Origin of the sequence: Paenibacillus sp. FSL R7-0312, assembly GCF_038004445.1 — a bacterium.
GTDB lineage: Bacteria > Bacillota > Bacilli > Paenibacillales > Paenibacillaceae > Paenibacillus_AQ.
This window is the reverse complement of the sequence record NZ_JBBORE010000001.1, coordinates 2,483,905-2,505,958: the sequence shown is the minus strand read 5'-3', so window position 1 is coordinate 2,505,958 and position 22,054 is coordinate 2,483,905. Positions and strand designations below refer to the sequence as shown.

General features: G+C 52.9%; 18 protein-coding genes. 2 read left to right on the top strand and 16 right to left on the bottom strand.

Annotated features, from left to right (window positions below; genetic code table 11):
* Positions 1–394: 394 nt before the first annotated feature.
* On the bottom strand, positions 395–1,300 hold the full coding sequence (gene lipA / locus MKX70_RS11040) for a lipoyl synthase (protein WP_042239499.1): 906 nt from the start codon (positions 1,298–1,300) through the stop codon (positions 395–397).
* 225 nt (positions 1,301–1,525) lie between these two features.
* Between lipA and MKX70_RS11035 the strand changes: the two genes are divergently transcribed.
* Positions 1,526–2,641, top strand: a complete 1,116-nt coding sequence (locus MKX70_RS11035) for a M23 family metallopeptidase (protein WP_340840016.1) — start codon at positions 1,526–1,528, stop codon at positions 2,639–2,641.
* 25 nt (positions 2,642–2,666) lie between these two features.
* Here MKX70_RS11035 and MKX70_RS11030 read toward each other — a convergent pair whose 3' ends face one another.
* Positions 2,667–4,367: an alpha amylase N-terminal ig-like domain-containing protein gene (locus MKX70_RS11030; protein ID WP_340840015.1), complete on the bottom strand. Its 1,701-nt coding sequence runs from the start codon at positions 4,365–4,367 to the stop codon at positions 2,667–2,669.
* Between the two features lie 118 nt (positions 4,368–4,485).
* Between MKX70_RS11030 and MKX70_RS11025 the strand changes: the two genes are divergently transcribed.
* The gene (locus tag MKX70_RS11025; protein ID WP_340840014.1) at positions 4,486–5,502 is read left to right on the top strand and encodes a LacI family DNA-binding transcriptional regulator; all 1,017 of its coding nucleotides are present in this window, start codon (positions 4,486–4,488) and stop codon (positions 5,500–5,502) included.
* A gap of 231 nt (positions 5,503–5,733) precedes the next feature.
* Here MKX70_RS11025 and MKX70_RS11020 read toward each other — a convergent pair whose 3' ends face one another.
* The 14 genes from MKX70_RS11020 to MKX70_RS10955 form a co-directional block, all read right to left on the bottom strand.
* Positions 5,734–6,402: an alpha/beta hydrolase gene (locus tag MKX70_RS11020; protein ID WP_340840013.1), complete on the bottom strand. Its 669-nt coding sequence runs from the start codon at positions 6,400–6,402 to the stop codon at positions 5,734–5,736.
* Between the two features lie 21 nt (positions 6,403–6,423).
* A complete protein-coding gene (locus tag MKX70_RS11015) occupies positions 6,424–6,726 on the bottom strand; it encodes a hypothetical protein (protein ID WP_197072994.1) in 303 nt (100 codons plus the stop codon).
* A 105-nt stretch (positions 6,727–6,831) separates the two neighbouring features.
* Entirely contained in the window at positions 6,832–7,509 is a 678-nt protein-coding gene (locus MKX70_RS11010) for a hypothetical protein (protein ID WP_340840012.1), read from the bottom strand.
* Entirely contained in the window at positions 7,506–7,841 is a 336-nt protein-coding gene (locus MKX70_RS11005) for a hypothetical protein (RefSeq protein WP_340782613.1), read from the bottom strand. The genes MKX70_RS11010 and MKX70_RS11005 overlap by 4 nt, the downstream gene beginning before the upstream one ends.
* Positions 7,842–7,976: 135 nt before the next feature.
* On the bottom strand, positions 7,977–8,867 hold the full coding sequence (locus MKX70_RS11000) for a glycoside hydrolase family 43 protein (protein WP_340782609.1): 891 nt from the start codon (positions 8,865–8,867) through the stop codon (positions 7,977–7,979).
* Positions 8,868–8,900: 33 nt separating this feature from the next.
* On the bottom strand, positions 8,901–10,742 hold the full coding sequence (locus tag MKX70_RS10995) for a glycoside hydrolase family 127 protein (protein ID WP_340782607.1): 1,842 nt from the start codon (positions 10,740–10,742) through the stop codon (positions 8,901–8,903).
* A gap of 18 nt (positions 10,743–10,760) precedes the next feature.
* Positions 10,761–11,591 (bottom strand): carbohydrate ABC transporter permease, encoded by an 831-nt coding sequence (locus MKX70_RS10990; protein ID WP_442950495.1) that lies wholly within the window; start codon positions 11,589–11,591, stop codon positions 10,761–10,763.
* Entirely contained in the window at positions 11,588–12,475 is an 888-nt protein-coding gene (locus MKX70_RS10985) for a carbohydrate ABC transporter permease (protein ID WP_042239518.1), read from the bottom strand. Before MKX70_RS10985 ends, MKX70_RS10990 begins: the two co-directional genes overlap by 4 nt.
* A gap of 182 nt (positions 12,476–12,657) precedes the next feature.
* Positions 12,658–14,061 (bottom strand): ABC transporter substrate-binding protein, encoded by a 1,404-nt coding sequence (locus MKX70_RS10980; protein WP_052416725.1) that lies wholly within the window; start codon positions 14,059–14,061, stop codon positions 12,658–12,660.
* 128 nt (positions 14,062–14,189) lie between these two features.
* Positions 14,190–15,956 (bottom strand): sensor histidine kinase, encoded by a 1,767-nt coding sequence (locus MKX70_RS10975; RefSeq protein WP_042239520.1) that lies wholly within the window; start codon positions 15,954–15,956, stop codon positions 14,190–14,192.
* Positions 15,953–17,548: a response regulator transcription factor gene (locus tag MKX70_RS10970; protein ID WP_340840011.1), complete on the bottom strand. Its 1,596-nt coding sequence runs from the start codon at positions 17,546–17,548 to the stop codon at positions 15,953–15,955. The genes MKX70_RS10975 and MKX70_RS10970 overlap by 4 nt, the downstream gene beginning before the upstream one ends.
* A gap of 698 nt (positions 17,549–18,246) precedes the next feature.
* On the bottom strand, positions 18,247–19,506 hold the full coding sequence (gene yunB, locus MKX70_RS10965) for a sporulation protein YunB (RefSeq protein WP_081956692.1): 1,260 nt from the start codon (positions 19,504–19,506) through the stop codon (positions 18,247–18,249).
* A 677-nt stretch (positions 19,507–20,183) separates the two neighbouring features.
* Complete coding sequence (locus MKX70_RS10960; protein WP_042220053.1) at positions 20,184–20,798, bottom strand: TVP38/TMEM64 family protein; 615 nt, start codon at positions 20,796–20,798, stop codon at positions 20,184–20,186.
* Between the two features lie 360 nt (positions 20,799–21,158).
* Positions 21,159–22,043, bottom strand: a complete 885-nt coding sequence (locus tag MKX70_RS10955) for a glycine betaine ABC transporter substrate-binding protein (protein ID WP_231637725.1) — start codon at positions 22,041–22,043, stop codon at positions 21,159–21,161.
* Positions 22,044–22,054: the final 11 nt, after the last annotated feature.

Below are 22,054 nucleotides of genomic sequence, written 5' to 3'. Positions count from 1 at the left end.
GGTTTGAGGCGTTGATAAGCCGTCATTCCGCGGGATTTTGAGTTTCCGGCCGCTGTTGTTGTCTGATTTCTTCATTTCAAACCGCTGGGCGGTTGAAATCAGCCAACAAAGGCGGACGCTATCGCTCCTACAATTTCAAAATCCCTCTCCATGACTCCATCAACGTGAGGGGGTGGGTAACCGCAAACCCCAGAACCTCGTCGCTATCGCAACATCGGTTCTTTGCCCCTTTATTACAACACTAAACTAAAAAATAAAAGGCTTAAAGCTTAGACCTTAAAACAAAAACCTATCCCCCGTGACTCCGTCACGAGGCAAATTTGCTCAGCAAATTTCGGTAATGCTAAACATTATAGAACGCATACAAAATTAGCACGAGATGACATAAGACCTACTAACCCTGGGAAACCGAACGCGCCTCACGCGCAACCGCAGCAGACTTCACCTGATCATGCGCATGATAGGAGCTGCGCACCAGCGGACCCGCCTCCACATGGCTGAAGCCGCGCTTCATTCCCTCTTCCTTCAGCATAGCGAATTCTTCCGGCGGGTAATACTTCTCCACATTCAGATGTTTCGGTGAAGGCTGAAGGTATTGTCCTAATGTCAATATATCACAATCTACTGCTCTCAGGTCATCCATCGCCTGCAGAATTTCGTCCCACTCCTCGCCGACACCAAGCATAATGCTCGATTTCGTTGGAATATCCGGCTTAATCTCCTTCGCACGGCGCAGCAGCTCCAGGGAACGGCGGTATTTGGCTCTGGCCCGGACACGGTCCGACATGCGTTCCACGGTCTCAATGTTGTGATTCAGAATATCCGGATTACTGTTCATCACGATCTCCAGACTCCCGCGGTCTCCCAGGAAATCGGGAATCAGCACCTCTACGCTGCACAGAGGAAGACGCTTACGAATCGCGGCCACCGTCTCGGCAAAAATCTGCGCCCCCCCATCCTTAAGGTCATCGCGGGCTACACTGGTAACCACACAATGCTTAAGCATCATCCCTTCTGCAGCTTCAGCCACACGTTCGGGTTCGAGCAGATCGAGTTCAGTCGGTAATCCTGTATTTACAGCGCAGAAACGGCAAGCCCGTGTGCAAATATCACCCAGAATCATGAAGGTTGCCGTACGGTTCGCCCAGCATTCATAAATATTAGGACAGCGCGCTTCTTCACATACGGTATGTAACGTCTTGGAACGCATCATGCCCTTAATTTCCTGATAATCTTCACCGGTGGTTAACTTGATTTTGATCCAGTCTGGCTTGGGCTGTTTGGCTGTTCTATTAGTCAAAATGATGAAACCCCGCTTTCGATCTGAATGTCATTTTTCATAGTTAAAAGTTGCTGCCTCATATTATAGCATGTGGAATAGTCGTTTGCCTGTTTTTGTGAACCTTTGGGAGGTAACGGATAAAAATAACGCTTTTGCTTCAATCTAAAGAAAAGCACCTGCAAGGTGCCATTTCATGAGGATGTTATAGATGACTAAGCGTCCGGAACACAGGAGGTTGAGATTATGCCTGCCCTATTCAGAAGTTATAACACCCGGAGAACCCTTATATGCATGTCGGCAGCCGCCTTGCTCTGGGGCAGCAGCCCTGCTATGAGTACCCCCGCCCACGCTGCCCGTTATCATAAGCTGCCGGAGCTGACGTCTAGCGGTCCCGTAGCCGGAGACAGCAAAGAAGCCGCCGCTGCTGCCCGCAAAGTGCTCTATGAACAGATGAGTGCTGCAACCGGAATTCCCTGGTTCCGGTTCGCTGCGATTGATCAATATGAACGCTCTGTCGCCAAAAAGAAAAAAAGCCCTGCGGTGTCAGAAGCAGACCCCGCAGCAGCTCCGGCCCGGCTCACCGGGATCTCCATCCCTGCACCCGTGTGGTCCGGCCCCCTGAACCCTAATCAGGAGGATAAGTTCCCGGAATCCATCACCTTCTTCGGCGGCTTCGGCCGTGACGGCACGGGAGATGGCATTGCCGATCCCGGGAATGATATTGATGTACTCTATAGCATGGCAGAGCATCTGCTTAAGTACGGCAGATCGGCCAGCGACTTCAGCATCGGTGTCTGGGAGTACTACCATAACGGCCGTGCGGCTCAGCGGATAGCCCAGTTCGCCAAGCTGTATGAGCATTTCGGGCGGCTTGACTTGTCAGGCAGCGCCTTCCCGCTGCCGATAGGTACGAACTACGCCTACCGCAGCACCTGGGGAACTGGACGGAGCTGGGGCGGGGCGCGCATCCACGAAGGGACGGATTTGTTCGCACCGCATGGCTTGACCGTCCGCAGCACCTGCTTCGGAGTGGTGGAGACCAAGGGCTGGAACCGTTACGGTGGCTGGCGGATCGGCATCAGGGATATCGAGAACCGCTACCATTATTACGCTCATTTGATGGGTTATGAGAAGTCCTTATCCCGGGGAGATATTGTGATTCCGGGCCAGACCATCGGCTGGGTAGGCAGCTCCGGATACGGCAGTCCAGGCACCCAGGGCAAATTCCCGCCCCATCTGCATTACGGGATCTACCGTGACCGCGGAATAACCGAATGGGCCTTCGATCCCTATCCGCTGCTCAAACAGTGGGAGAATCAGGAATTCCGGCAGCTCAAAAAAAGCAAAAATAAGAAATGAGCCTCTGCTTCATACAGATCTTCATTTAGTACAGCATCAGACAGCCAAACGGCTCAATTTCCACCAGTATCCGCTTATCGGTGCGGATGGTGAGTCCACTCAACAGATCAACCAGCACGGTTTTGTCCGAGCGGTAATTACACAGCTCAAGCTGGTACGCATTAGGAGAATTATTGATTATAAGGCCCATCCGGTCCTGTTCACTGCGCCGCACATAACCTAGAACATTGCGGGGTTCGTCTGTAAACCACGGGCGGAATCCGCCTGTCCGCAGCACTTCATGTTCTTTTCGCAAAGAGATCAGCTGTTTGTACCATTCCTGCAGCAGGATATTCTGATCCTGAGCTTCCCAGACCATCGGCTGCCGGCAGTGGGGATCCGTAGCCCCTTCCATTCCAACTTCATCGCCGTAATAAATCATAGGCAGACCGATATAGGTCATCTGGAAAAATACAGCCAGCTTCATCCGGCTTAAGCTTGTGGATTCCCGGTCCCAGCCCCTGCCTCCCTGCTTGCAGGCAGTCAGAAAACGTAAGGTGTCATGACTGCCCAGCAGCTGGAACATGGCTGAATTAGCCTGATCATTGTAGAGAGCTTCCTGGTGCAGCACCTGCTCCATAAAGCGGACCGGGCCCGCAGATTGTCCGGCAAAAAACTCCAGCACCGCATCCCGCAGCACGTAGTTCATCCCGCCGTCGAACTGGTCTCCCCGGAGCCATGGTCCGGAAGCATGCATAATCTCACCAATCAGCAGGAGCTCGGGGAACTCGGCCTTCAATTCCCGGCGGAACCTCGGCCAGAAGGCCGGGGTCACTTCATTGGCCACATCCAGCCTCCAGCCGTCGATTCCCGCCTCCCGTACCCAATACTTGGCTACCTCTATCATATAGTCGGCTACATCCGGATGATCCATATTCAGCTTCGGCATGCTGGCTTCCGCTTTGGCGAAGGTCTCGTAGCTAGGAACCGGCGCCTGGCGTACAGGGAAAGAACGGATATAGAACCAGTCTTTATACGGGGATGCCTCTCCACGCTCCAACACATCCCTGAAGGCAAAGAACGTATCCCCGGCATGATTGAATACCGCATCGAGCAGAACCTTCATCCCGTGTCGGTGTGCTGTATCAACCAGCATTATCAGATCCTCCATCGTACCAAAGCCCGGGTCCACCTTGTAATAATCCGATGTATTGTATTTATGCTCAGAAGGCGATTCGAAGATCGGAGTCATATAAATGGCGGTCACACCCAGCCCGTGCAAATAGGGGATTTTGTCCGCAATGCCTTGTAATGTCCCCTGGTTGAAGCTGCTGGGATAAATCTGATAAACAATCGCATCTGCTGTCCAGTAAGGCAGCAGGGTTGCCTGCGGACGGTGAATATATGCATATTGAAAAGCCCCTGCCTGCTCACGGTTCTCAGATATTCCCCTCTCTCCATACCATACATTTTCCCCTGTGGAATTCTTGATATGGAACTGATACCGGCATTTGCCGGTCTCCGTCCGGAGTACCGCCTCATGAATGTCATATGCCCCGGCAGAACCGGTCCGCTCCATCTCCTGCGGAAGCTCGCTGCCAGGTGAATCGTAGCGGTCGGAATGGATAACGGTACAATTGAGCGACTGTCCGCTCTGCACAAATAAACGCAATTTAAGGGTGCCGGGACCTACAGGGAAAGCGAAAGGGTCTTCGGCTGTATGGTAAAGAAATAAATGCTTGGACATTAGGTTCATTCTCCTTTGGTACTGCATAGAGTAGCTTGCACAATCTGTGTTATTATGGCAGGTAGAACGAGTTCACTGTCATGGATTACAAATACCGTTATGACCGAGAGGGATCGCTATGAAAGTTACGATTAAGGATATCGCCCAGGCGGCAGGGGTTGCCAAATCCACCGTATCCAAGGTAATGAATGACTCTCCCAAAATATCCGAGGAAACGAAAACCCGGGTCAGGGATATTATTAAACAGATGAACTATACTCCCAGCAGTATTGCCACCGGACTTGCCAGACAAAGCAGTAATACGGTCGCAATATTGATCGATATGTCTAAGGAAAGCGAATTTCTGAATCAATTCTTCTATAACATTATCGGCGGGGTGGAGAGCGTCATCGGACCTCTGAAATATGAGCTGACCATTGCCAATATTCAGCATGATCAGGCTGAGGGGCATTTCCTGCATAGACTGGTGCTGAATAAGCGGGTGGACGGTATCATTGCCAACACTTCAGTTCTGACTCCTGAGCTATGCGCAGAGCTTAACAGGCTGGAGTTCCCCTATATCTCGATCGGTGAGATTAATCCTCCCGGGACATGGGTCGATTGTGACAATGAGCTTGGAGGAACTGTGCTGACTGGGCATCTGCTGGAGCAGGGGTATTCCTCTGTTGCCTTTATTGGCGGAGAACAGAACGAGCCTCTGTTCCTCCGCCGTATTGCCGGTTATAGGGCCACACTCCGGCAGGCGGGACTTCCGGTGCGCAGCGACAGGATTATCAATGGCAGAGCGGCTGAGGAGGATGGCTATGACGCGGCTATGCAGCTGCTGCAAAGCGCAGAACCGCCCGATGCTATTGTCTGCATGAGTAACTTTTCTGCTTTTGGAGTGCTTCAGGCTGCCAGGGAATTGAATGTTCAGATTCCGGCGCAGCTGGGTATTGCCACATTCGATGAATATCCGCTGTCACCCTATACCACACCTCCGCTAACTTCACTCAATATGGATACCTTCCAGCTGGGGGTCTCTGCAGGACGGTTATTAATGGACAAGCTTGGCACCCAGATCACTACCGTGAGCGGACAGCTGCTGGAGCCAGTGCTGCTTCCCAGGTTGTCTTCCCTGCGAAGAAGTAAGTAGTCTGCGGACTGAATAGATTAAATGAGGCAATTCGTCCGAATGAATAACCCGGACTGGACTTGGTGGACTATCCCGGCCCCACTCACGGGAAACCGGTTTCCTTAAATTGAAATTAACACGCGCTACAGGCAATGTCAATGTGAAATCATACAATAGAAACTGCATGCCGAAGAGCCCCTACCACTGAATTGTGAAAGGGGCTCTTCAGCTTGTCCGTTTATCATCCCTGAATTAATGACCGGAGCTGCGGATGAACTGCAGCACTTCCCTCATCATCGCCGGGCTCTCCTCGCTGTGGCAGACCATATGCCCGCTCTTTTCCATAATCAGCACCTGCTTGCGGCCGGAGGAGATGGTCTGCTCCAGATAACCTGCACTTTTGAATTTCACCAGATGATCCCGCTTGCCCTGCACAATCAGGGTTGGCAGATCCATCTGCGGATAGATCTCAAAGCTCTCGCGGACCAGACGCTGAAATTCTCTTGTGGCCTTCACGGGAGTGGAGCCCCATTTACGGATGTAATTCCTGATCATCGCCGGCTGCCCCAGCGTCCGCAGGATCTGAACCGGATTCAGCGGAAACACAGGGGTGGACAGCAAAGTCAGTGATTTGATTCTGGCCTTATATTGAACCGATAGGTGGGAAGCAATCAGAGCGCCAGTAGAAAAACCTATCAGATGTACGCCCTCTGTCCGGGTAAGCAATGTACTCAGCTCATCCTCGGCGCTTTGCCGCCAACCCTGGCGGTCCGACTGGAGCAGATCACTCCGGCTGCCCCCGTGTCCTTGTAACGTAAACGTTCTGGACAGGCAATCATGTGCTCCGAGAAACTGGGACAGTGGAGCAATCTCATATTCGCCTCCGGTGAAGCCGTGTATAAACAAGCAGCTATTCATCATTTCTCCTCATTTCACACCTTATCAATATCCATTTATAGAAAAATAAACCTTAATTGAACTGAAGTCAAGGTTTACTCCCTGTTCTGCTATTTTTGGATTTTGGCCGGTATCCTGAGAGAAATGCGGAAGAAGCCCTCCCGCTGCATAGTCCGCACTGACTACAATATCCGCCTGGCTATGCTGCAGGACTTCCACCAGCTTCTCGATGTAACGGCTGTCATATGCCGCAGAAGCAGATAAGTAGACAATGACTTCGCTGCCATAGAGAGCCGAGATATTCTCCAGCGCGTGCAGCCAGGGCTTCTCGCCATGCACAGTAATCACAGCGTCACGCTCATGAACCGGGAATTCGGGAAAAGACTGGCCCCAGCTGTCCCGGACCCACACCCAGCGGATATTGCTGTAGCTCTGGCCTTCCTGCAGCGTCTGCTACCGCTCACGCGAATCCGCTGCCGTCCAGTTTTCTTCGAAAAAGACAACAGTGGTCACAAGCGGCGTCTCCGCCGTATGCCGAGCCAGCGGAATTGCCGGCTGCGGCAGACAAGCAGACAGATCACCGGGAATCTGGAGCAGATCCGCATCAGCAGGATTGCCCTGCAGATTCCATTTCCGGCGGTATGCCCGCTCCCCCGGTGCAAAGGACGCATTGCCTGCGTTAATCACAGTTCCTTCCTCAATCGGGTGAAGGACATGCACATATACCGGATCACTGAGTGCAAGACTTGCCCCCTGCATCCGGGCCCGCAGACACCAGTCGGCAATGATCAGCCTGCGCTCCACCAGTGATGAATCGAAGCCTCCTACCCTCAGCAGCAGCTCTCTTGCTATAAGCAGACAGGACCCGCCCAGTACCTCCGCATACCTCCATTCCCCTTGCCTTTTGTCCAGGATGTGGGCTGCATAAGCTGACAGTTCAGAGTATCCGGCAAAATGCAGCTGTTCCTGCCCCTCTCCCCGTTCACTGGGGGAACGCGGAGCCACCACGCCCACCGCCGGATCATCAATAGGCGGCCATAGCAGATTCCCAAGCCAGCCGGGGGACACCATCACACGGTCCTCCAGCAGAACGACAAAAGAGGTCTCAGCATAAGCCAAGGCCTCATTCACCCTATAATTCCCGGCGGTAAAGGGGAGAAATACCAGATTCGCCTCCCCGAGAACTGCTCTGACAACCATTGCAGCGGAAACTCAGCAGTCATCGGAACGGCAATCAGCCGGACAGAAGAACCGGAGTGCCGAAGCAGCAGCCGTAGACACTCCGCCGACCACTGCGCATGCCGCAGCTCCACTACAAGCGTAACCCCTCCCTGCACCGGCAGCGGAAGCAGCCCTTCCCGTTCCAGATAGCTGTATCTTCCGGCCAGACGTTCCGTGCTGACAGCTTTTACAGTATTCATGGTTTTAATTGTGTTGATTGCATCCATCGCTTCATAGGACAACCAGACTCACACTCCATTAGTCATAACTGCGCTGTCTGTAGTGTATGAGCGGGATAGGGCAGGTATCCCTGTTTATGCCGTATTCGGCAGATAGTCCGCAAAGCGGATACCCACGTCAAGCTGCAGCGGTCGCACTTACCACCTGTCTGTCATCACTACCGGCTTGATTCCATCGGCATCGAATTCCATTCTGTCGACGCATAACATACGGTTGCCCGGCTCCGGGTCTCCGATAAGCCTCCGGTGATAGACGATCAGCCATTCATCGCGGTCAGGAAGATGTAAATATCCGTGATGGCCGGGACCTTCCGCTAGAGGCTCCTGCCTCTCCAGTATGGTCCCTTTGTTATCGAATGGTCCCAGCGGATTATCGCTTACGCCGTAAGCTACCCGGTAGGTCCCGTTGGTCCACCCGCCCATCGACCACATCAGATAATATAGACCGTCCTTCTTGATCATGCACGGTCCTTCCACATAACCCGGCGGGGTAATAGAGCAGATCATTTGTCCGTCCGGGAAAGGGACAAAGCCCGTCATTTGCTCATTCATCCGGGCCATGTTGCAATGTCCCCAGCCCCCGTAATACAGATAGATTGCACCGTCATCATCCTTGAACAGATGAGCGTCAATGGGCTGGGCACCGTGAATAAACTTGCCGATCAGCGGCCTGTGGAGGTACCCCCTGTAGGGGCCTTCGGGAGCATCCGCAACGGCAATCTCCAGCCCGCCGGCTTCACCGTCCTTCTGGATATCGTTCGAGGCAAAGACAAGATAATACCGGCCGTTATGCTCAATCTGGGTCGGAGCCCATACCGCCCTCCAGATCCAGGGGAAATCATCCATTTCAATAATGCTCTCATGGACCTTCCAATGGATCAGGTCCCCGGAGCTGAAGGCATCCAGATTCATCTGAAGGGTATATTCCGTAAATGATCTGGTGGCATAAATATAATGCCTGCCTTGATAGGTCCTGGCTTCGGGGTCTGCATACCAGCCCGGCACGATCGGGTTCGTAATTCCTCGCAAGCGAACCTCCCTCCTTTCTCCGCAACCTGCATATTAACAGCTGTATAGTCCGTTCTCTTCCTGTTCCCGGATCCAGACCTGCATGAAGCCGGACGCTCTGTTGTCCCAGGCGTAATAGGGAATGAACCGGAGCGGTCTGCCCTCTTCATCCCGGCTCTGCAGCACCGTCACCCCGCCCAGCAGCTCCGGCAGGTGTTCCACCCGGAATTTCGCACGGGGCGGAATGGAGCAGGCATCATAGAACAATCCGGGATGATCCGTCTGCTCCAGACAATACACAATGGGTCCCCGCTGAACGGCAACCCTCCCTTTGTCCGCCTCCACTTCCGGCCTGGCCCGCACAAGATTCACCGGCATATCCAGCTCAAGCACAACCGTATCTCCCGGCGACCAATGCCGGTTAAGCACCAGATACCCTTGATCCGTCAGGGCTCCGGCCCCGCTGATGCTGACGCCGCCAGCCTCCAGCCGGTATCCCCTGCACCATTCCGGCACACGCAGCCGGATGCTGAAGTCAGCAATTGCTGCAGGGTTCACCTCAAGCTCGATCCGGCCTTCCCAGGGATACTGTGTGCTTTGCTTCAGCCTGACGCCCAGTCCGCTGCCCAGCACAAGCTCTGCCTCGCTGTTCATGTACTGATTGACCACCAAGCCTTCTTCTGCAGTAGCATAGACGTATTGGCCCAGCGAAGGCAGAAAACGGGCCAGATTGGTTGGACAGCAGGAGGTTTCGAACCAGGGCACACGATGATGCCCGCCCTGCGAAGCAAGCGGATTGACATAGAAATACTTATCCCCGGACAGGGATATTCCCGACAAGGCGCCGTTGTACATTTCACGCTCTACCACATCGGCGTATTTGCCGTCTCCGAACGTCAGGTTCATCCGGTGATTCCAGAACACCATGGCAATGGCGGCACAGGTCTCGCAATAGGCGCTTTCATTGGGCAGGTCATAATCGAAGGTGAAGCCTTCGTTATGCCTGGACGGCCCAATGCCGCCCGTTACGTACATGTTGCGCTCTACGGTATGGGCCCAGACCCGGTGCAGCGCCTCCGCATAAGCGGAATCCCCTGAAGCATGGACAATATCCGCCATGGCCGTGTACATATACATGGCACGGACAGCATGCCCGGTCACCTGCTTAATCTCACGGACAGGAACATCATCCTGACAATAGGCCGGCCCCCATTCCGGATTGTCCCAGATCGCGCCCGCGCCATATCCATGGCCGCGCTCCTCCAGCAGCCACAGCGCAAGCTTCCAGTAGCGCTCGGCCCTGGTCACGCGGTAGAGCTTCACCAGCGCCAGCTCAATCTCCTGATGCCCTTCCACCCAGTGCCGCTTGCCGGGGCCGAACACCTCATCATAATGATCGGCCAGACGGCAGGCCACCTCCAGCAGCCCGCGCTTGCCGGTCGCTTCATAATAGGCAACCGCCGCCTCAATCAAATGGCCGCCGTTATACATCTCGTGCTTCTCCATGTCCGTCCATTTGCCCTGCGGATGCTCCAGTGTGAAGTAAGCACTAAGGTATCCATCCGCTTCCTGCGCTGCCGAGATCAGCCCGATAATCCGGTCGGCTTCAGCTTCCAGCGCCGCATCCCGCCCCGACATCAGCGCATAGGCTATGCCTTCAAGCACCTTGTAGACATCCGAGTCATTATAATATTTGCCTTCGTAATGCCCCTCCATTAAGCCCCCGGCCTTGGCGAAGTTATCGATGCGCCCGGTATCCTCACATTTGGACAAGCAGTCCGGCAGAGTGATCTGCCGGAGTACGTCCAGGCGCGGCTTCCAGAACTTGTCATTGATTGTTATGCTCGTAAAAGACACACCCTGCCAGGCGTGCAGCTTCGCTTGTTGCTCTGCCATTTCCGTTACCCGCCTCCTTTATCCTTTTAATCCCGTTAAGGTAATACCCTCCAGAAAGTAACGCTGCCCGGCCAGAAACACAATGACGCAGGGCAGAACGACGGTGGCCGAGGCCGCCATCAACAGATCCCACTGCGCGGTGTAGGTGCCCTGGAACATTTGCAGGCCCAGGGCAAGGGTGAAGAGACTGTCGCTTTTCAGGTAAATCAGCGGGCCCATGAAATCGTTCCAGGAGGCCAGGAAGCTGAATAAGGCAACCACGATGATCGCGGAACGGCTTAAGGGAAAGATGAGCCGGGTATAGATTTGCCAGTAATTCGCCCCGTCCACAAAGGCCGCTTCATCAAAATCGCGTGGAATCGTCAGATAGAATTGCCGCAGCAGGAAGATATTGAAGATTCCGCCGCCGAAATAAGCGGGTACAATCAGCGGATACAGCGTATCGTAGAAGCCCAGCGCCTGCCAGCCGAGAAAGCTCGGGATAATCGTTACCGCTGCCGGCAGCATCATGCTGGTCATCAGGATGGCAAACACCGTATCCCGGCCCTTCCACTGAATCCGTGAGAATCCGAAGGCTCCGATGCTGCTGGTAATTACGGTCCCTACAAGCACCGTAACCACGATGATCAGTGTGTTCTTGAAGAAAACATCGAACGGCAGCACCGTAAGCGCCTTATGAAAATTACTCCATTGAAACGGCTTCGGTATCCATTCGGGAGGCATGGTAAATATCTGCGATAAATTCATCAGAGAGCTCCGGATCAGCCAGACAAACGGAATGACGAACATGGCAGAGATCAGGATAAGCGCTCCGTAGCTTGCGGTAAGGGAAAGCTTCGATGGCCTCAAGCACGGTCCCCCCCTTCGTAATACACCCATGACTTCGAGGTTCTGAAGACAATAAAGGTAAAGAACAGAATAATGATGAACAAGATCCAGGCCAGCGCGGACGCATATCCCATCTCGGCATCCCGGAAGCCTGTTCTCCACAAATAAAATACATAGAAAAGACTCCGGTTGTTCGGTCCGCCCTGCGTCAGAATATAAGCTTCGTTGAAGACCTGAAAGGAGCCGATTATGGTCATGATTGTATTGAAAAAGATCGTAGGGGTGACCATAGGAACTGTCACGTGGCTCAGCTTGCGGAACCAGCCGCCTCCATCCACCTCAATCGCTTCGTAATACTGCCGGGGGATGCCGGAAAGTCCGGCGAGAAAAATAATCACCGTGCTGCCGATGCCCCATAGCGTGGTAAGAACCACTGACGGGATGACACTGCTCTCCCCATACAGCCAGTCGCTGGTCGGCAGATGCAGCCGGCTGAGCAGCGAATTGATGAGGCCCAGATCGGGATTGAGCAGCCACATCCAGATCATGGCCGAGGCCACCGCAGGAACGATGCTCGGAAGGTAGATGATCGTACGGAAGATGGCTCTTCCCTTTACATTGAGATTGAGCAGAAGCGCGATGCCGAAAGAAATAAGAATAACTGCAGGCACACGCAGCACGACGAAATAAAAGGTAATCCCCAGCGATTTATAGAACAGCTCATCCTTACCTGAGAACAGCCGCACGAAATTATCCAGACCGACAAAAGACGTCTGATCCTGGAACACATTATAGTTGGTCAGGCTGAGCACCAGGCTGGCGATCATGGGACCCAGCGTAAAAATGGCAAACCCAAGTATGGCGGGGGCGGTGAACAGCAGCCCATAGAACATTCCCTTTCGCATACCGGCCTCCAGTCTCGAATTTCGCAAGTAGAAACGGCTTTGCCGTCCTTTAGACGGACGGTACCGTTTCAGCGTGAAATAGAAGGATAATTTAAAGCGTAAGCATATAAATTCTTATATTTGCAAAAAGAACGGCGAACGAGGGTTCGGACGCCGCTCCCTGCTACTAGTTTCGCAGTTGTTTATTCCTTGATATCACGGCGTCCCTTAATTTGGGCCTGAGCCTTTACGGCGATTGAGTCCATCGCTGCCTGGGCGGTTTGCTGGCCGAGCCATACCTTATCCAGGGCGGGATTAACCAGATCCATAATATTGTTGAAATTCTTCACATAGCCGGTCGGCGTCTGGTGCCCTTTGGTCAAGATTACATCGACAATGGCTTCTTTATAGCCGGAGGGTCTGGCATCCAGATTCTCTGTCCATTTGGCCAGCAGCACCGGATCGGTGTACCAGTCCTTGGGAGAAGGCATCCAAGTTCCGGCTGTAAGCATATCAATGGAAGCTTCAGGATCGAGCAGCGCCTTCAGCAGCTCCCAGGTCTCCTGTGGATGCTTGGTGGATTTGAAGATGGAGAACATGCCGCAGACCACGGTGGTTACCGGCTCTTTCATTACAGGCATGACCCCGACGTTAAAGTTGAACTTCGACTGGGCGAGGCCTGCGCTTGCCCATTGCCCGTCCACCGTCATCGCTACCTTCTTGGTCTGGAGGGCTACATTCGTTGCCGGAATATTCTTCGACTGCACGGGTGAAGGGGATACGTGGTGCACATTCATCAGATCGGCTATTTTCTGGAGGGCTTCAACAGCTTCCGGCTGGTTAAGCGCGAAGGTCTTGCCATCCGCCGAGATGAAATCCCCGCCGTTGGAATAGATAAAGTTGCTGTATACCCCCCACCAGGTGGAGAGATTTGCGCCATATTGCTTAATTTTTTTGGGATCGAAGTCCGGGTCGGCTGCTGTTTTGCCATTGGTGTCCACAGTCAGCTTCTTGGCGACCTCGACGAATTCATCCCAGGTCCAGGCATCCGCCACATTCGACGGGGGAGGCTCTATTCCAGCTTCCTTGAAGATATCCTCATTGTAGAACAGTCCGAAGGATTCCGGCCCTGGTCCGATTCCAATTACATTGCCCGGCTCCAGTGAATAGGTAATATTGGGAACCAGCGTATCCGGACTGATATCGGCATCCGTATCGAGAAATTCCTGGAGATTATAGAATTTGCCCTGCTCCGCCATCGGAAAGGCAATCGTACCCGATTCCATCATGGCAATATCCGGAACATCATTTCCGGCGACCATTGTCGTCAGCTTGGTATCATAATCAGCGGCAATATGCTGAAGCTCAACCTTGACATTTGAATGCTTGGCCTCGAAGTTCTGGATGGCTTTTTTGTAAGGAGCCACTTCTTCCGGTGATCCCCATACAGTCATCCGCAGCGTAATGTTCTCCTTCGATCCGGCATTTCCGGAAGGCGCGGAAGTCTCAGGGCTTGCTGTACCCGACTTCGAACACGCAGACAGCACAGCGGCTAGCATCAGAATCAGAGCCAATGTAATGAAGACCGATTTTCTTGGTAGCAACATATTCCGAGCCCCTCTCGATTTCTAAGTTCAACGGGTTCATAGCTGCAGTCTATGATGCCTTTATTATAAATTACAGGATAGCGCTTACATAACCCTAATCTCTTTGGATTGGTGGACTGTGATTGGGTTTACAGCGGCAGTGTAATGGCCACCTTTGTGCCTTTTCCCGGAGTAGAGAAGATGGAGATTCCGTACTCGCCGCCATAGGTCATCTGAATGCGGTCAATGGTATTCTTAATGCCCACGGAAGATGCTTTCTGGTGCAAAATCGCATTTACAGTCGCCTGGCTCATGCCACGGCCGTTGTCGGCCACCTCGTAATGCCGGGTTCTGCCGTTAATCCAGCCGCGGATCCCGATGATGCCGCCCGATTCGGTCTGATCGAAGCCATGAAGAATCGCATTCTCCACAAAAGGCTGGAACAGCAGCCGTGGCACCTCGTATTCGAAGAGCCGCGGGTCCATATCAACCTCTACAGTAAACTTGTCCTCGAACCGGATCGACATAATATAGAAATAGTTATTCATCCAGTTCATTTCTTCGGACAAAGGAACGGCGCCCCATGTCTTCCTCGAGGTATAATGCAGCATATTGGACAGGCAGACAAGCATTTTGCTGAGCTCCTGCTGATCATTCTCAATCGCCGTCCAGTTCATCACATTCAGGGTATTGTACAGGAAATGGGGATGCATCTGCATGTTCAGCGCCTGAATCTCGGCTTCCTTTTCCTTCAGCTTGGTCTCGTAATTCTCTGTCACCAGCAGATGGATCCGGTCATTCATCCGGTTAAAGCGCTGCGTCAGAACGCCGAACTCATCATTGCTTACCACATCCACGCGGGTCTGGAAATCTCCTTCGCCCACCGATCTCATCGCGCTTAACAGCCGCTTGATCGGTTTGGTAATTTTGCCGGCAATGAAAAAAGCGAGGATAAGCGCCACTATCCCCATCACAACGGCCATGACAGTAATGGAAGCGCGGATCACCGGCACAAAGCTGCTCACCAACCCTGCCTCCGGAATCCACACGACAGACATCCAGCCGGTAACCTCCGAGCGGTCAAAGCAGACGATCACCGCTTTACCGTCCAGCGTCATTCTCCGCGCCCCGCTTTTCTCCTGCTGCAGCTCGTCCAGCCACGCCTCCTTATAGGTCTGCGCAACAGCCCCCGGCTCACTGCTGGCAACCACCTTATCATGCGGATCGAGCACCATATAGCGCGAGCTTCCCGGTATGCTGTCCTCATACAAGGATTTAAGCACCTCGGATTTGAAGCTAATGGCAAGTACAGGGCGTTCCACCCCGGCATCCATTTTCTCCAGCTTCGTATTGCTGAGATACGTGAAATCAAGCAGGCGCGCGGCCGAGAACAAATAACGGAACTCCAGATTCCCGTCCTGCAGATAAGGCTGGTTGAACATGGATACGAAATCATAGGTAGGAATCCACACCAGCTTCCCCCCTGCCTGCCGGGCCAGATCGTATATATCCGATTGAACCGGGTCTCCTTGCGGCAGCGTTTGTCCGAAGGTAAAGTAGGAGGTCCATAGCTGGTAGGCATAGATATCCTGGTTCTGGGAAAAGGTTTTGCTGAGCACTGCCGTCACCTGCCGGTCCGCTGCAAAAAGCTCCACTTGGTTCGCGGGGTCCAACTGGCTAAAAATGCGGAACAGATCCTTATCGAGAAATAAGGACATGCTGTTCTGGTCCACGATCCGCAGCTTCGTGTCCATGACTTCGTTATTTTTTTTGACAATCTCATACACATTCTTCTGCGCCTGCTCCGTGATAATCTTCAGGCTGGTCCGATAGAACAATGCCCCCAGTACGAGCAGGGGAACCGCGATCAGCAAGATGTAGCTTGCCAGCAGCCGGTAACGGAAGGTAATCTTCATGCCTCCCGTTTCCTTTGCGAAAGTACGTGCTTATACGCTTTTGGCGACATGCCATGATACTTCTTGAATACACGGCAAAAATATTTCGTATCCTGAAATCCGCATTCCAAGGAAATTTCATATACTCTGAACCGCTCCGCTGCAAGCAGCTCTTTGGCCCGCTTCATACGGACCGCCGTCACATGCTCGGAGAAGGTCTTTCCCGTCCTGCTCTTGATCAGCGTACTGAAATAGGAGGGGTTAAAGTGAAAATGCTCCGCTGCCCGTTCCAGTGTAAGGTTCTCTTTCGTATGCCCCTGTATCCAGCCGAGGCATTCCGCGATGACCACCTCACTCTTATCCTGTCTGGATAAGGACAGGGCTAGATGCGCTTCCCGGAGAGCATGGTTAAGTTTGGTCATTAATTCCTGATATGAACGGCATGAACGGATCAGCATCGTGGCCGTATCGGTCAGCATCTGCCCCGTCTTTTTGTCCAGAATATCCTGATGGTCACTCCGGATCTGCAGCAGCATCAGCGAGGCTTGCTCCTTCAGCAGCATGGGACTGGCCTGTCCGGCGTCCGCGAGCTGATAGACGGTCTCGGCGCAGACTTCCTGAACAAGGGCTGCATCGTCCATTTTCAAAGCATCGTACAGCCTGCCCCAATCGGTAGTCCCAGTCCCGGGGGTTACGATCAGCTCATCCGCAAAGAGCAGCCCCTGCCGGAAATCGTAGAAATTGTAGCTGTTGGCCGTCCTGGCTGCAAGATACGACCGCGGCGCTTCGGTAAGCAGGGAATGGCTTTGCGGCCCAATCCCGTGGACAAGCTGTCCCGCATGCGCCCACTCCGCCTCCAAAGACTGTGCGATGTAGCGGGCCTCCTCCCGCTTGCATTTGGTAAGTTCTTCCAGCGTAATCAAGGTCACGGCCGCCTGAACGCCGTCCTCCATCATCCCGCTTAAGGGAACGGTTATAGCCTCCCCCCACTCAGACCAGGCCTGCTCCAGAGAGCGGGCGAAGGAGCTGCTGTCCTGCTGCTCTCTGCTGTCCTGGCGGTGCTGCAGCTCCGAATACACAGCCACACCGCTCTCCCGCAGCCATTCATATCGATTCAGCTCCTCCAGCTCCTCCGGGGCCGCACTGCCGTTCAGCCAGGACAGTATCAACCGGCTCAGGTAGGCGGAAGAAGCCAGCTTCAGGCGTTGCTGCAGCTCTTCTTCTTCGCGGTACTGCTGCTGTTCCGCTGTCAGCTGAAGGTCAATCCGGCTTAAGACATCCACAATTTTCTCAATCTCCACCGGCTTCAGCAGGTAATCAAAAGCGCCGTGACGAACCGCCTTCTGCGCATACTCGAACAGATTGTAAGCGGATACCATTACAACCCTGGTTTTAATGCCATCTACCTTAAGCCGTTCCAGAAATTCAAGTCCATCCATGCCAGGCATGCGGATATCCGTCAATATGGCTTCCGGGCCATGGGCTTTCACCAATTCCATGGCCGACAAGCCATCCTTCGCCACCACCACCTGGTCCTCCGGCCGCAGCCGCCCAATCAGATTGACCATCCCTCTGAGATGTCTGGGCTCATCATCCACGATCAATATTCTCACTATGCTCAGCCCCCCGAATTGGTGTGAATTACATATCAGCCGCATCTTTGCCCTAATTATAAAAGCCGTTCCGGCTTATTCATAGTGCATTAATATTGGTTTGGTGGAATATTATTGGGAGCGTGCGCGGAGTCCTGGAGAGAAGCTGTTTCTAAGCTACGTTGAGAGAGGCTAACGTTCCAGATACGTAAACAGCAATCTGGTACGATGGTTTCACGTTTCTATGCCACGTTAAGAGAGGCTAACGTTCCAGACACGTAAACAGCAATCGGTACGATGGTTTCACGTTTCTATGCCACGTCAAGAGAAGCTAACGTTCCTGTACAAGCAAATACAGAAGAGCCGCCCATTTCTTTGGCGGCTCTTCTGTATTTGCGGATTATAGTCTTTTTCATTTTCGCTTCAACGGCCCGCAGGCCCGCATTATCGTTGTCCCTGACCCTTCAAGGTACAGCAGTTGGATTTTCTCCACTTAATCATTCCGGTTTGCTTGCTTTACAGAAATTAATTGGATTTATGACACTTAATCCTGCCTATAACCCCGCCGTCAGCGAATCCCGCTGAAATTAAGTGCCGTTTTTCCAACTAAGTCCCCGGAATCAGAGATTCTACCAACAGCAGATGGAGTTTTTCCACTTATATGTCCTACCCATTTATATGTTCTACTCATTTATATGTTCTACCCGTCAAATATCCCATTACTCTCCTCCCGCATTGGCCCCGGCATTCCCCGCATTTGTGCTGGGCGCAGAGTTGCCGCTCCCGGCCGGTGTGTTATTCTCTCCGCTGTTCGTATTCCCCGCCCCCCCGCTTCCCTCAACAGCTGTACCGTCCGTGCCAGTGCCGCTCTTCTCTGTGTTCAGTGAAGGTGCGGGAATAGCGATTCCCGGCGCGCTGCTGCCGTTCTCGCCGACAGGCTGGCCCTGATTGTCGTAATAGTACATCGGGACATCGCCGACAACCATCAGGTAGGAGACAGGAATTTCTGTATCCACGATCTGCGGCTCCATATCAAACGGAATGACGACCGCAACCTCGGTCACAATATGAATAAAGACTTCAACGAGAATCATGTTGATGCCGGCATTTTGCTGCCGCGTGTTCAGCTCCACCTTTACCGCGCCCTGCGGTTCGATTTTGATCGGAATATCCGGCCCAAATGAAGCAATCAGCGGACTGCCCAGCGCCTGGCCCAGCGGAATATGCTCCGTCTGGTTATGCAGCTCCTGCAACGTGGACTGAATGACCTCGGCCGCCTGTGAAGTAATCCGCATATGCTCCTTATAGTTGAGCATGAACCCGGATATTTTGCCGTTCTTATCTGTCTTCCAGTCAATCAGCGCCTCCGCGTTCCCCCCGTCCGCAACCTGGGAAGTAATCGCCTTGTTAATGGATTCCGTAGCGATTTGCTTCACCCGGATCTGCGCCAGATGGAGGATCGGCGGCTTCATATGCTGCTCCACATAACGCAGCCCCTGAAGCACAGCCAGAATCAGCAGCAGGCTCAGGATGATCCAGAATCTGCCCCGGCGGCGCGGCTTCCGGCCTTTCCCGGCCACGGCCTCCTGCTTCTTCCGCTCCCGGCCGCGGAACAGGCTGAATCCCCCGCTCCGGCTGGCTTTACGCCAGACACGGTAGCCCGGAGCGCCTGCTCCTGCACCGGGCGAAGCCGTCTCATAACCCGCTTCCTTCCTGTCCGGCCGGATTCCCGACCTCGAAGGCTTCGCCACGAATACACCGCCCCGGCTTGATGCCCCTGCCCCGGACCTGGACGGCTTCGCCGCGAATCTTGCTCCCGAACCCGGCGGCCGGAAGACTGCCTTCGACGGTTTGGCCTTGAACGCCGGGCTGCGTCCGGCTGGTCTCGGCAACCCGCTCCAGCTGAACCTCGGCAGCCGCAGACGGCTGAAGAGTGATGCGCCTGCCCGCCGGTTCCCCCATTTTCTGATTCTGCCCATGCCTTGCAGTCCCTCCCGACATTCCTGCGGTCAAGCCGCCCATGTACTATAGGCTATTCGGGACGAACGCAAAAAAGAAGAACATCCCTGCGGCAGAACACCGCAGAAACATTCCTCTTTGGAGAAGTAGATACGGCTTTACCGCCCTTGTATAAGGATGTTACCGTTTCAGCGAGAAATAGAAGGATAAGTTATCGTGTGAAACCTATAAATTCTTATTTTTGAACAAAAATCACCCTTACGGGTGAATTCAGCCGGAGTTTATGCGCTTATATTGATCTACTCAGACTACTTCTGGGAAGCCCCCGGGGAAATCAAGCACAATAATAATAATGCCCTCATTCCTGCTTGCCATCCACTTTCAGCGGATTCAAGGGCACTTTTGCCCCTCATTTCCTCCTACCGCCCACTTTTGGCGAATTCAGGGGCACTTTTGCCCCTCATTCCTGCCTGCCACCCACTTTCAGCGGATTCAAGGGCACTTTTGCCCCTCATTCCCGCCTGCCACCCACTTTTGGCGAATTCAGGGGCACTTTTGCCCCTCATTTCCGCCTGCCACCCGCTTCCGGCGGCTTCAGCGGGATTACCCATACATAATTTACCAGCCAACAAGTTGAAACGGCTTCTCCGTCCTTCTAGAGGAGGAGAAGCCGTTTCAGCATATTTTAAAGATAAACCTAATGCCCCATCCGCTTGCGCTTATCCTCCTGCAGATGCCCCCAATGACGGCGGACAAAAATAGCGATCAGAATCACCATAAACACCGCATACCACGTAAGGAATCCGTTCCATTCCTCCCGGGGGACAATCAGCGAGGAGCTGATCGTTCCAAACAGCCAGATATAAGACAGGTTTCCAAGCACCGTCCCCCAGATAAATGCAGCAGGCTTAATCGGAGAAACAGCCGACATCAGATTGATTATATTGCTCGGCACAATCGGAATCGTGCGCAGCAGCACCAGGGTCCAGATGCCATAGCGGTCCAGGTACATCTGCCATTTGTCATAACGCTTCAGCTTATATCCCCATTTCCGGTCAAACCACTCAAAGAGATAACGCCGGAACAGGAAGTAGACGAGCACCGCACCAATATTACAGGCCAGCCAGCTGACAATCATCCCGCCAATAACATTAAATACAGAGACATGAAGCACAATCAGGATCGCGAGTGGGAAAAATCCGAACAAACTTTGCAGTACCGCCAGTGGAACGGTAGCGAATAGAATGGAAGGGCCGCTCAGTCCAAGACTCTGCAGCAGCCAATCGATCCAGGCATTAATGGTCTCAGTCACGGAGTTCTCCCCTTTCCTGACTCCTTGCAGCAGCTGTCTCCTGATTTCATACTGAACATAAGGGAATCGCTCATTAACGTTTGTTTCGTGAATCTCAAGTGGAAACGGCGTTGCCGTCCTTTAAAAAGGACGGTACCGTTTCAGCGAGAAAGATAAGGAACATTTATTACGCGAAGCATATACATTCTTATCTTTTCAAGAAAAACACCCCTCTCGGGGTGTTTGTTGAATGAGTTTGCTTATGATATGTACATCTAAAGAACAGTCGTTAGCGTACAAGTTACAGAATTGTAGCCTAGTTCTTTCAATCATAGCACACATCGTTCTTCTCTGCCAAATCACTGATTAACGGAACAATCTCTACAAATTCACTCCGGTAATCCACTCATTCACCTTGGCTTCATTGTTATCGACCCAATCTTTGGCCGCTTCCTCCGGCGATTGTCCGCCTTGAATCTTGACCATAACCTGAGCCATATCGTCTGCGGTCCACTTGAATTGACTTAAGAACAGATAAACATCAGGCATATCATCCTTCAGACTTTTCCGTACCATAGTATGGATCTGTTCAGCACCGCCGTATACTTTCTTGGGGTCATCCAGATATTTCAGATCCATATTCGCGAACATCCAGTGCGGAGTCCAGCCGGTAACTACAATCGGTTCATTGTTGTCAAAAGCCTTCTGCAGCTCCTGTGCCATCGCCGCCGAAGAGCTCTCAAGCAGCGTATAATCGCTTAATCCGTACGCTTCAATTGCGGCTTCGGTAGCCGTCATAATTCCGGCCCCCGGTTCGATTCCGATAATCATGTTATCCAGCGAAGCTGCAACTTCTGCATTGTTCAGATCTTCAATGGAATTGATATCCATATATGCAGGAACGGCAAGTCCAGTCTTCGTTCCATCCAGATTCACACCGGCATCTACGATATCATTGCCGTATTTCTCCAGATAGGAAGCATGGGTACCCGGCAGCCAGGCGGCTACCATCGCATCCGCACTTCCATCAGCAATCCCTGCCCACATTGGACCGGCATCGACCTGGAGCATTTCTACCGTAACGCCAAGCTTCGATTCCAGTACTTCCTTAACCACGTTTGTGCTGGCAATTTCCGAATCCCAGGCTACATAAGCCAGCTTCACCGAAGAATTATCCTTGGACGAGCATCCGGAAATAACAACAACCATCATCAATAGCATAATCAAGCCGAGCTGGCTCAGTTTCATCGATTTAAATTTACTCATATGAATTTTAA